The following is an 11,685-nucleotide window of genomic DNA, read 5'->3' as shown; positions in this document are numbered from 1 at the left end:
CCCTGCGAGTGCAGGGCTTCACCCCTTCTTTAACCCTGGGGATTGATAAGCCAGGTGCCGGGCGTCACCACCGTCAGCGATTCGCTGCGGCGGTGGCTGCCGTTCTGCAGGATAAACTCATACTTGCCCGCAGGGAGCTGTAGATAGGCAAAGCCGCTGGCCGCCGGGGCGATCTCCTGCGGTTTACCGTTCACCTGCAGCCTGTCGGCATCGCTCATGCGAATATAGATCCGGGCGATAGGACCTTTGGCGGGCGCGCTGGTGACGTTCGCCGCCGGGGCCGGGGTGGACTGAGCAGGGGAAGCCGCTGCTGCCGTCTCCGTCTCGCTGTGCGATGCGCCAAAGATCAGCGCCCCGGCGATGACGCCCACCAGCACGCCCGCCGCGATTTGCGAGGGGGTTTTAACGCGCTGCCACAGGGAGGGGGTGACGGCAGGCGTCTCCTCCACCGGCACCAGCATCGTGCCGGTCTTTTTCACTGCCGGAAGTTGTCCGGTGTCGCCCACCGCGATCTCCGCCAGCGCCGCAAATTCTGCGATGCTCTGGGGACGATCCTCCGGCTTCAGCGCGAGCGCGCGATCGACCGCCTGCAGCAGCGCAGGGGAGTAGCCCGGCGGCGGGTTCTCGGTCAGCGGCGTACAGCTCTCCTGAATGCTGCGGGCCACGCTGGCAGGGGGCGGAGAGCCAGTAATCAGCGTATAGAGCACTGCCCCTAACGCATAGATATCGGTCCACGGCCCAAGAAGGCTCTCGCTGGCGTCAGCATACTGCTCAAGAGGCGTAAAGCCGGGATGCAGCAGCAGCTTGCTGGTCTCGCTCAGATCGCCCGCCGGGGCGGGAGGTATGGCAACATCAAGCAGCAGCGGCTGGCCGCTCTCCTCAATCTGAATGCTCTTGAGCGAAATGTTGCGGTGCAGCTCGCCCGCATGGTGCAGGGTGGCAAGGGCGCTGCACAGCATGGGCAGACGCTGTAAAATCCAGGCTTCGTTAATCGCCTCCGGCTGCTGCTGATGCAGCTCTGCCAGCGTCACGCCGTCATAGCGCGGCGTCAAAATATAGGCGGTATCATTGTGCTGCCAGAAGCGCAGGACCAGCATCAGGTTAGGATGGGTAAAGCGTGCCAGCTGGCGGGCCTGCTGGATAAATGCATTCAGGCCAGCGGCAAAGGCGGCGCTGTCCTGCTTGCTGCGCAGCACAAGGCGCATATCTTCGCCGCGCAGGGTCAGCGCCCGCGGCATATACTCCCGGATGATGACCGAACGCTCAAGCTCGCGATCGAGAGCATCATAGAGAATATCGGTATGGCTGGTTTGAATAACGTCCTGGATCTCTAGCTCATCGAAACGAAAACCCGGCGGCAGCGCGTCGGGTATGCTCGGGTTGTACTCGCTCTCTGTCATTATATGAGGATCTCTGTTCAAAACTGACGGCTATTCAGAATAGGTATTTCAGGATCACTTTTGCGTGCGCCAGGCACCGGCGGCCGGATCCCGCAGCTGCGGATGCAGGTTGTCGATTAGCAGCAGCGTCAGGCTCGTGCCCGGCTCCAGCCAGCTGGACCAGACCTTACGCACCTCATTCAGCCGCGACTGTAGGCGAGCATCGTCCAGGGCCTGATCCCGAGACACCTCTACCGCCACCATACCGCTGTTTTTCCAGCCGTTGAGCTGCGGATCGTAGGGCAGGATCATCCAGCTCTGCGGAGCCTGGCTGTTGCTCACCACCATGCGCTCATTGTTGACGCTGGTGATCAGCAGGCTGTCGGCATTGGCTTTATCGTTCAGGCCGCTGACCGGGAAACCGTGCACGAAGGTCATCACCGAGCGCTTTTCGCCCTGGGCTCCGTGCTGGATCACCTCGCTACGGCCGTTAAGCCAGCCGCCGCGCTCGCATTTACCGTTGGCTTTCGCCGGGATAAACAGCGCCGAGGCGCTGGCGTCGCCCTGCCAGAAGGTGCGCAGGTGGCAACCATCCTGTAACGTAAACTCAAGCCACGGCGTACGGTCAGCAGCCGGAGAGGGCTGCTGGACCTGAACAGCGTTAGTGGCCGGCTGAGCCGCCCGCGGCGTAACGACGACAGCCCATTCGCTCTCCTTAGCGGCGATCCCCTCGGCAAGCAGCTCACCTTCCGGATCGACCATCTGCCAGTTCACCTGGCCGATGGTGCTGCACTGGCTCTCCAGTAGCGCCCCAAGGCGTGGCATAAAGGTAGTCAAAATCGAGGGCGTTTTATCCCCGCTGGCTACAATGCGCAGCGGTAATCTTGCAGAGCACCAGCTTTGCGGTGATTTATCATTAACGTTGTCTATCCAGACATCCAGCTTCTGAGAGGGGGATTGGGCAATACGATAATTCCCTGCCGACACGGTTGTGGATGCTAACAGCAACGCCAAACCCGAAAGCCAGACTTTCATAAAATTCCTTGTTAGCCAGAGTAATTAATCAATAATCCAGGTGCCGCTGTCGCCTTTTTGACAGGCCTTGCTGCTGTCGTCTACCGCCACACAGGTGGTTTTCTTCGCGGCGCGCTTAGGCCGGGGGCGATCGTTTTTTAGCGTCTGCGCATAGAGCGCGCTTTTTACCAGCGCGCGCGGCGGCACGTAACCAATCAGCTGCTCGTCATCCTCTTCAGCAATCGCCAGCCAGGCGTCGTCCACTTCGCCGAGAACGGTATAGGTTTGGCCGTTTGTCAGCTGGCCGAGCACTTTACCACCGTAGGAGGGGGTGCTGAGAATAGAGCCGGGGTAGAGCGCCCGGTAGGCCTCGTTAACAGGCTTAAAGGTAGCAGGTGGTGAGACCGCATAGCGGTGCGTCAGCGTGATGCCGTTAACCTGGCTGGTCACCAGCGTATCGTCCGTCATCTTTGGCGGGGGTGCTTTACAGCCGACTACGGTAGTGACCATAAAGAGAAGTAACAGGCCTCGCAATTTCATTATAACTTTCCCTGAAAAAATGATTAAACCCGACCGCCGCTGACTACTAAAGGATTAATACAGCTTAAGCATAGTCTGATGATTCTACATTGAGTTTATAACAATTCAATCGCCTTCTGCTGGGAAGGGTTTGTTAAATATTACCTTTGCTTGCGTATATTCTTATTAAAACAATTTTTGCCCTATTTCATCCCACGTCCGGATATATTTTCAAAGGTGGGTATGCAGTAAACCTTGTGCCAGATCAAGATCGGCAAGCGTATCCACATCGCGCATGATGCCGTCGTCTGAAACGGGCAGATCCTGTACGTTACCGCTGGCCCTGGCTTGCCGCACAATTGCCGCCGCGCCGACGTCGCCCGCCAGTGAAGCCAGGGCTTGAAAATAGCGGCGTCCGAACCCCACCGGATGGCCCGAATGCTGTTGAAAGCGGGGCATGACGATGGTCTGTGCCGTTAGCGCCTGTGCAACGTGCCCGAGCGTTGCGGCCTGCACCAGAGGCAGATCGCCGGGCAGGATCAGCCAGCCTGCCGCCTCTGACGTGGCCTGCACCCCAAGCGCAATGGACTCGCCCATGCCGCCTGTCCCGCCCTCCGGCCGCACAAGGTGCCACGGCAGGCCGGAGGATTTCACCGCCGCCAGGGTGTGATTGAGCACCGTTATGCCGTTGAGCAGGGTATCAAGCTTGTGGGTTGTCCCCCCCGAGGCGATAAACCGTTCGCCTCGCCCGGCAGCAAGCACAATGACCACAGGCAGAGCGGCCATCACGCCCCCTTCCGGCCGCGCGCTGCCGCTACGTCTGCCAACACGGAAAGCGCCAGCGAGCTGGCATCCCGCGCCTGTGGAAAGATGCCAATCGGCGCTTTAATTCGTGCAATGTCGTCAGGGTGGAAACCGCGCTCGGTCAGGGCGCGCACCCGCTTTTCATGGGTGCGGCGGCTACCCAGCGCGCCGATGTAAAAGGGCGCGGCGGCGAGGGCAGCGCTCAGCAGGGGCAGCTCCCTGTCGAGATCGTGCCAGAGGAGGATCACCGCCGTGTGGGCATCGATCAGGGTTGAGGTAGTCCGCAGCCGGGAGCCATCATCGATATGAACATCGTAGCCTGCGGCGTCGGCCAGTTTAGCCGTCATGTCGGCCTCCACCGAACGGCCAAAGATAATCACCCGCGTTGTGGGGCGGTAGTTGACGACAAACGCATCCTCTTCCCAACCCGTCTCACCCTCAGGCGTACCGATATGCAGCGTCCGTGAACGCGGGCTGTAGCGAAGCGCAGTGGGTTGACGTCGCTCCAGCGCCGTCAGCACCGCCCGCAACGGGCGCGCCGAGCGCAGCGGATGGATGCTTAAGGTAATCCCGCCCCCGCAGGGCAGGACAATATCAAACCATGGCGACCCCTCCCCGTAGATGACCGTCCGATCCTCGCCGGACTTGATCGCCTCCAGCGCCTCCCACGCGGCAGCGGCCTCAACGCAGCCGCCGGAGACGAAGCCGCAGTAGAGGCCATCCTCACGCACGGCCATCTGCGCCCCTAAAGGCCGCGCCGCGCCGCCGCGGATCTCGGTCAGGATGACCAGCGCCGCCCTCATGCCTGCGGCCAGCGCCTGGGTTGCGAAGCGCATTACCGCCACGCTATCGTCGGTTAAAAACGCCCGCTGCGGCGTCGCAGCGGGGTCGGTCTCGGTTGCGATGTGAACAGGTTGTGGCAGCACGTCCTTCTCCTATATCGCTTCCGGCAGATCGCTCAGCAGCTTGTCGAGCGTAATCGGGTAGTCGCGTACCCGCACGCCGGTGGCGTTATAGATCGCATTGGCGATGGCGGCGCTCACCCCACACAGGCCCAGCTCGCCGACCCCTTTGGCTTTCATCGGAGAAGAGACGGGATCGGTATCCTCGAGGAAGATCACCTCCTGAGCAGGGATATCGGCATGAACCGGCACCTCGTAGGCGGCGAGGTCGTGATTGACGAAGTAGCCCAGCCGGGTGTCCACCGCCAGCTCCTCCATCAGCGCCGCGCCAAGGCCCATGGTCATCGCCCCAATTACCTGGCTGCGCGCCGTTTTCGGGTTGAGGATCCGCCCGGCGGCGCAGACGGCCAGCATCCGGCGCACCCGCACCTCACCGGTTGCGATATCCACCCCGACCTCAACAAAGTGCGCGGCAAAGGTGGACTGCTGATACTTCTCCTGCAGATCGCCAAACTCGATGGTGTCCTCAGCCGTCAGCGTCCCGGCTGCGGCGGCATCGGTGAGCGGGGCGCTGCGCCCGTCCACGATGACCCTGCCGTCGGTAAAGACCGCGTTTTGCGGATCGAATCCCAGCTTATTCGCCACCGCCTCGCGTAGCTTGACGCAGGCAGCGTAGACCCCCGCCGTGGAGCTGTTGGCTCCCCACTGGCCGCCGGAGCCAGCAGAGACCGGGAAGGTCGAGTCCCCTAGCTGCACCACGACGTTTTCCAGCGGCAGGCCCAGCATTTCGGCTGCCGTCTGGGCAATGATGGTGTAGCTGCCGGTGCCGATATCGGTCATGTCGGTCTCAACGGTGAGCGTACCCTGGGCGTCGAGATGTACCCGCGCTCCGGAGGTCATCACCAGGTTATTACGGAAACCGGCGGCGACGCCCATGCCCACCAGCCAGCGGCCGTCGCGGATCTGTCCCGGTGTCGGGTTGCGACGCTGCCAGCCGAAGTGCTGAGCGCCGGTACGCAGGCACTCCACCAGCTGACGACGGGAGAAGGGGCGATCCGGGTTAGTGGGATCGACCTGAGTATCGTTCAGGATACGGAACTCGACCGGATCGACGCCCGCCTTCTCGGCAATCTCATCGATGGCGATCTCCAGAACCATCATGCCGGGCGCTTCCCCTGGGGCGCGCATCGCGTTCCCCTCCGGCAGATCCAGCTCTGCCAGCCGCAGCCCGGTGTGGCGGTTCGCTCCGGCATAGAGGAAGTTCGTCTGCTGCACGGCGGTCTCCGGCTCGCCCTCGGGCAGGTTACCGGACCAGCTCTCGTGGGCGATGGCGGTAATATGCCCGGCCTCATCGGTGCCGATGCGTACCTGCTGAATAGTCGCCGGACGGTGGGTGGTGTTGTTGGGGATCAGCGGTCGGGAGAGCATCACCTTCACCGGACGCTTCGCCGCCCGAGCGCCCAGCGCGGCCAGCAGGGCATCGCTGCGCAGGAACAGCTTGCCGCCAAAGCCGCCGCCAATGTAAGGGGACAGCACGCGAATGTTCTCTTTCGGTATATTCAGCGTCAGCGCAAGGTCGGAGCGGCACCAGTCAATCATCTGATTAGAGGTCCAGACGGTGAGCTTATCCCCCTCCCAGACCGCCATCGAGGCGTGCGGCTCCATCGCCATGTGACTCTGATCCGGCGTGGTATAGGTTGCGTCAAGCTTTACCGGAGAAGAGGCGAAGGCAGTAGCAAAATCGCCGGTCACGCTGTCGGGCTGATCCTCCTGCGGCGCGGTCACGCTGGGTTTCACCTCCGCTAAATCGTACTCGCCCCGATCCCGCTGGTAATCCACCTCGATCAGCGCTGCCGCCGCTCGTGCTTGCTCAAAGGTCTCCGCCACCACGACGGCAATCGCCTGGTGATAGTGCTGGATCTCCGGGCCGCCGAGCAGGATGGCGGTATTCTTTTCGCCTTTGCCCAGTTTCCCCGCGTTGTCGGCGGTGACCACCGCCAGCACGCCGGGCGCGCTGCGGGCAGCCTGAATATTGATGCTGCTTATTCGCCCTTTAGCAATCCCGGCGCCAACCACGTAGCCGTAGGCGGCGTTGGGCGCTTTGTCATGCCACTCGTAGGCGTAGTGCGCGGTGCCGCTGGTTTTCAGCGGGCCATCGATACGATCGTGCGGTCGGCCAACCACCTTCATGCGATCGATAGGGTTTTCCGTGGCGGGATTATCAAATTTCATCGTTTTATGCCCTCGCTTCTGCCAGCACCGAGGCGATGGTGCGCTTCGCCAGGGTTAATTTAAACGCGTTTTCATGGGTCGGCTGTGCCTCGGCAAACAGTCGGTCATAGACCGCCTGCGCCCCCTGAGCCACCGCCGCATCGGCATCGTCCCGCCGCCATGGCTGATGTGCCACGCCGCCCAGCGCCACCCGGCCGCTGCCGTCCTGCTGCACGATGGCGGCCACGGAGACCAGCGCAAAAGCGTAGGAGGCGCGGTCCCTTACCTTACGGTAGATATGGGTTCCGCCCAGCGGCGGGGGCAGGATCACAGCGGTAATCAGCTCTCCGGGAGCAAGGTTTGTTTCGATGTGCGGCGTATTGCCCGGCGCACGATAAAATTGGGCGATCGGGATCGCCCGCGTCTGGCCATCCGGGCGCACCGTCTCTACCACTGCGTCGAGCAGTCGCATGGCGACGGCCATGTCGCTGGGATGGGTAGCGATACAGGCTTTGCTGGTGCCTACTACCGCAAGCTGGCGGCTGAACCCCTCCAGCGCCGCGCAGCCGCTGCCGGGAAGACGCTTGTTGCAGGGCTGGTTGGTGTCGTAGAAGTAGGGGCAGCGGGTGCGCTGAAGCAGGTTGCCCGCCGTGGTGGCCTGGTTACGCAGCTGCCCGGAGGCCCCGGCCAGCAGTGCTCGCGAGAGCACGGCGTAGTCGCGGCGCACCCGCTCATCTGCAGCCAGATCGGTATTGCGCACCAGGGCGCCGATGCGCAGGCCGCCGTCGGTAGTCTGCTCAATCTTATCCAGCGCCAGGCTGTTGATATCGATAAGGTGCAGCGGGGCTTCGATCTCCAGCTTCATGAGATCGAGCAGGTTGGTACCGCCAGCGATAAATTTAGCGTGGGGCGTGCGCCCGGCGCTGGCTGCCGCTTCGGCAGGGGTAGTGACGCGCTCATAGGTAAAGGCCTTCATGATTTCAGGCCTCCGGCAGCGTCATCAATGGCGGCGAGGATATTGGCATAGGCCCCGCAGCGGCAGATATTGCCGCTCATCCGCTCGCGGATCTCATCCGGCGTTGCCTGGGGGGCAGAGACCAGATCTAAGGTGACGTGGCTGGGGATACCCGCCTCTATCTCTTTCAGTACCGCCACCGAGGAGCAGATCTGTCCCGGCGTGCAGTAGCCGCACTGAAAGCCATCGTGTTTCACAAAGGCGGCCTGCATCGGGTGCAGGTTATCCGGCGTGCCCAGACCTTCAATGGTGGTGATCTCTGCATCCTGGTGCATCACGGCGAGGGTCAGGCATGAGTTAAGGCGACGACCGTTAACGATCACGGTACAGGCTCCGCACTGGCCGTGATCGCAGCCTTTTTTGCTGCCGGTAAGGTGCAGATGCTCGCGCAGGGCGTCGAGCAGGGTGGTACGGGTATCCAGCTCCAGCTGATGCGTTTCGCCATTGACCTTGAACGAAACCGGCATCGTTTCAGGCGGTGGCGTCACCGGAGGCTCCCCCGCGCTGAGCGCAACGGTGGGTGAAATAGCCGCCGCTGCCGCAGACGCGGCGCTAGCCTTGATCAGCACCCGACGGGTTACGCTGAAATCATACGGCCCTCTGTCCGCTTCATTGCTCTGATTGCTCATAATTGCCTCCACATCAATAGCGTTATTTTTATACGTGCGCTAAATAATAGTAGGCGTTGAGACAAAAATTACCCCTGGCTTTTGTATATGCAAGCCAGGGGCGCAGCGTTACCAGTGCTTAAGTACGCGCTGACGAACCTCTTCCGGGTAGCCCTGTTCAAACGAGGCGTGCAGGTGGCGAGTCGTTTGCAGCGTATCAAAAACCACTTTTGCCCCTTTACCTGCTACGTACTCCGCTTCGTCATAGCACTGCGGCAGGCGGATCACGCGCTGGTCGTCGAATATTGCCCGACGGCCAACCGGATGGACGCGGGTCGACAGCGCCCAGACCACTTCACGTAAATTGGTCGGATCGAAATCATCGTCCACCACGTAGACCTTTGGAATAAAGACCATCGCATCGGTTTTAAACAGCACCTCGCCAATGCGCTGGGTCAGCGCTTCGCTGGAGACGCCCGGCAGCAGCTCGCGCCAGTTCTCCGGCATCACCACCAGCAGCCAGTGCACGGTTGAGTCCTCTGGGATCCAGGTCGTTTTTACCGGCAGCTTTGCCTCACGTAGATGGGTCAACGCATCGGCGGCCAGCCCGATAGCCCACAGGGTATGGGACTCGTCGGTGGGGCGTCCGGTAATCGACATCGGCCAGATCGGATCGTCGCGATGGGTAATGGTCTCGACGTGGAAGGTCGGCTGGGCGGAGGAGCCCTCCCCAAGGTAGCCGCCGTATTCGCCGTAGGGGCCTTCCTGGCAGTCGCGGCTGATGGAGACGTGACCTTCAATAACAATTTCCGCCGTGGCGGGGACGTCGAGATCGAGGCTGACCGCTTTCACCACCGGTACCGGCTCGCCCGCCAGCGTGCCGATATAGTCCGCTTCGTCCGCCTGCGCCGGGATAGGAATGCCGGAGACGCAGGAGATCGCCGGAGCCGGGCCCTGCACCAGCGCGTAGGGCATGGGCTCCCCGCGTGCGACCCACTGGGTCCAGATCTGGCCGATATGCTGGCTCGGCACCATCAGCCCCACCATCCGTTTACCATCGACCTTCATCACCCTGGCGATAGACCAGTTAACCCATTTCCCGTCTGGGGTTTTGACAATCAGCGTCCCCCAGGTATTGGCGTAGCGGCCGCCGTCTTTATCATGAGCGAAGGGGATAGGGAAGCGATCGAGGTTAGCATCGTCACCGCGTAGAATGTTCTGCTGACACGGCGCGGCGTCCCGCTCGACGCGTATCGGCGGAATGCCCGGCTGCTGGCGCGCATCATAGAGCGCCTCGACAATCTCCGGGCCGCTGGCGGCCGGATCCAGCCCCAGCGACATCGCCACGCGAGCATAGGGCATATCGGCGCGGGACGAGAGGCCCGCCGGGGCACCGAACAGGCGAAAGCCGGGGGCTACGCCAGCGACGTTGTGGAACAGCGGCGCGGGGGAGTGGAGCTCATAGCTGCGACGGGTGATGGCGCTCGGTTCAAAATCACAGTCTACCTCGCGCGTAATGTGCATAATGTCACCCATTGCGTCGAGGGCATCGATATAGCTTCTTAAGTCGTTATAGTATTTCATCTGGCTCTCCTTAAGCCGTTGTAGAGCCTTTGTGTTACAGTTTGAGTTCAAACTGTTTGTGTTCGAACTATATGATTGGCTTTATACTGGAGTCAAGTGAAGGAGATAAGAGAGCCGATGGCGGAAAATCGCGATCCGATCGTTGCCGCGCCCCTGTGGCCGCATGGCGACTGTTCATTAATGCACCTGATGCGCCGGGCGGGGCAGCGCACCACCCTGTGCTGGACGCAGAACGTCGATACCGGTCTGTCCGCCGTACAGTACGCCATCCTGGTGGTGCTGAAGGAGGAGACCTCCTGCGATCAGCAGACCCTCGGCAACCGCGCCGGGTTTGATAAAGCTACCGGAACCTACGTGATCGATCGGATGAGCAAAAGCGGCCTGCTGCAGGTTCAGACCGATCCCGCCAACCGCCGGCGTAAGCTGGTCTCGATGACGGCGGCGGGCGAGGCGATGCTGGCGCAGATGATTGAGCAGGCGAAGCGCGCCGAGAAGAGTATCACCGCTGGGCTGGATGCGCAGGATATTGCCGATCTGAAACGCCTGCTGAGCAAGCTGAGTGGATTGCAGGAGCCTGAAGAACATGCCGCACCGGATAGTCCCTGAAAGCAACGTTGAGCCGAAACCCGATCTCACCATCGGTTTTCTGCTGATGAAACAGTTCACGCTGGCCTCCGTGGCGGGGCTGGTGGAGTCCCTGCGCTTTGCGGCGGATGAGTCTTTCTCCAGCCGCCAGATCTTCTGTCGCTGGGAGTGGATGACCTGCGACGATCGGCCGGTGACCGCCAGCTGCGGCCTGCCGGTGTCACCCACGGCGAAACTCGATTTCAGTAAGGAGTGGGACTACTTCGTCGTCGCCGGGGGGCTGCTGGAGGAGACGCGCCAGCCCCCGGCCTGGCTGCTGCAGGCGCTGCGGGATCTGCATGCGCGCAATATTCCCATCGTTACTTTGTGCAGCGGTGCTTTCGTCGCGGGTAGTGCTGGCTTACTGGATGGTCGCCACTGCGCGATCCATTTCACCACCCGGGATGAGTTCAGGATGCGCTTTCCGAAAGCCATTCCGGTGATCGACAAAACCTATATCAAGGATGGCGGGATCATCTCCTGCCCGGGAGGCACGGCTATCGATCTGGCAGCGGATCTGATCCGTCACCACTGTGGGCTGGTGCGCGCCCAGAAGGTGCTTAAATACCTGCTGGTAGACGAAGCCGCCGTGCCGGGCGCAAAGGCGAAGCAGAAAGAGAGCCTCAGCCAGCCGGATGTCTATGAGAACGAGCTGGTGAGCAAGGTGATCGAGTTTATGCGCCACCATCTGGATTCGCCGGTGCCGCTGGCCGACGTGGCCGAGTTCGCGGGGGTGACCTTCCGCCAGCTCAACCTGATTTTCACCCAGTGCACGGGCCACTCGGCTGCCGTCTACTGGCGGCGGATGCGCCTGGAGCAGGCGCGCAAGCTGATGGCCGACTCCAGTAACAGCATCAACGCTATTGCTACCGCCACCGGCTTCTCCGATGCCTCACATCTGATTGCCTGGTTTCGTAAGCAGTACGGTGAGACGCCAAGCTCGTTCAGGAAACGGCGCAGAGTGGTTGAGAAGCTGGTGAAGGAGTAGGGCGAGGGGAGTATAGGCCGGGCCAGCGTCAGCGCCG

Annotated in this window: 11 protein-coding genes; 2 read left to right on the top strand and 9 right to left on the bottom strand. The window is 61.7% G+C overall.

Going from position 1 to position 11,685, the window contains the following annotated elements; translation table 11 throughout:
* Positions 1–29 precede the first annotated feature (29 nt).
* The 9 genes from RTP97_RS07430 to RTP97_RS07390 all read right to left on the bottom strand — a co-directional run bounded on the left by RTP97_RS07430 (position 30) and on the right by RTP97_RS07390 (position 10,036).
* Entirely contained in the window at positions 30–1,400 is a 1,371-nt protein-coding gene (locus tag RTP97_RS07430) for a protein kinase domain-containing protein (protein ID WP_312412215.1), read from the bottom strand.
* Between the two features lie 54 nt (positions 1,401–1,454).
* Positions 1,455–2,414: a hypothetical protein gene (locus tag RTP97_RS07425; protein ID WP_312412214.1), complete on the bottom strand. Its 960-nt coding sequence runs from the start codon at positions 2,412–2,414 to the stop codon at positions 1,455–1,457.
* Between the two features lie 24 nt (positions 2,415–2,438).
* Positions 2,439–2,933, bottom strand: a complete 495-nt coding sequence (locus RTP97_RS07420) for an SH3 domain-containing protein (protein WP_312412213.1) — start codon at positions 2,931–2,933, stop codon at positions 2,439–2,441.
* Positions 2,934–3,143: 210 nt separating this feature from the next.
* Entirely contained in the window at positions 3,144–3,698 is a 555-nt protein-coding gene (locus RTP97_RS07415) for an NTP transferase domain-containing protein (protein WP_312412212.1), read from the bottom strand.
* Entirely contained in the window at positions 3,698–4,642 is a 945-nt protein-coding gene (locus RTP97_RS07410) for an XdhC family protein (protein WP_312412211.1), read from the bottom strand. The genes RTP97_RS07415 and RTP97_RS07410 overlap by 1 nt, the downstream gene beginning before the upstream one ends.
* A 9-nt stretch (positions 4,643–4,651) precedes the next feature.
* Positions 4,652–6,850: an aldehyde oxidoreductase molybdenum-binding subunit PaoC gene (gene paoC, locus RTP97_RS07405; RefSeq protein WP_312412210.1), complete on the bottom strand. Its 2,199-nt coding sequence runs from the start codon at positions 6,848–6,850 to the stop codon at positions 4,652–4,654.
* A gap of 4 nt (positions 6,851–6,854) precedes the next feature.
* Positions 6,855–7,805 carry a xanthine dehydrogenase family protein subunit M gene (locus RTP97_RS07400; RefSeq protein ID WP_312412209.1) on the bottom strand — a complete coding sequence of 317 codons (951 nt, stop codon included), beginning with the start codon at positions 7,803–7,805 and terminating at the stop codon, positions 6,855–6,857.
* Positions 7,802–8,473: an aldehyde dehydrogenase iron-sulfur subunit PaoA gene (gene paoA, locus RTP97_RS07395; protein WP_312412207.1), complete on the bottom strand. Its 672-nt coding sequence runs from the start codon at positions 8,471–8,473 to the stop codon at positions 7,802–7,804. The genes RTP97_RS07400 and paoA overlap by 4 nt, the downstream gene beginning before the upstream one ends.
* Positions 8,474–8,581: 108 nt before the next feature.
* A complete protein-coding gene (locus tag RTP97_RS07390) occupies positions 8,582–10,036 on the bottom strand; it encodes a UbiD family decarboxylase (RefSeq protein WP_312412206.1) in 1,455 nt (484 codons plus the stop codon).
* A gap of 96 nt (positions 10,037–10,132) precedes the next feature.
* Here RTP97_RS07390 and RTP97_RS07385 point away from each other — a divergent pair, with 96 nt between their 5' ends.
* Together RTP97_RS07385 and RTP97_RS07380 are read left to right on the top strand one after the other, a co-directional pair.
* Complete coding sequence (locus RTP97_RS07385; protein ID WP_312412204.1) at positions 10,133–10,642, top strand: MarR family transcriptional regulator; 510 nt, start codon at positions 10,133–10,135, stop codon at positions 10,640–10,642.
* A complete protein-coding gene (locus RTP97_RS07380) occupies positions 10,620–11,648 on the top strand; it encodes a helix-turn-helix domain-containing protein (RefSeq protein WP_312412201.1) in 1,029 nt (342 codons plus the stop codon). Before RTP97_RS07385 ends, RTP97_RS07380 begins: the two co-directional genes overlap by 23 nt.
* The last annotated feature ends 37 nt before the right edge of the window (positions 11,649–11,685 follow it).

The organism is Pseudescherichia sp. (genome assembly GCF_031998825.1).
Classification (GTDB): Bacteria; Pseudomonadota; Gammaproteobacteria; order Enterobacterales; family Enterobacteriaceae; genus Pseudescherichia.
This window is presented reverse-complemented; position numbering and strand designations above follow the sequence as displayed.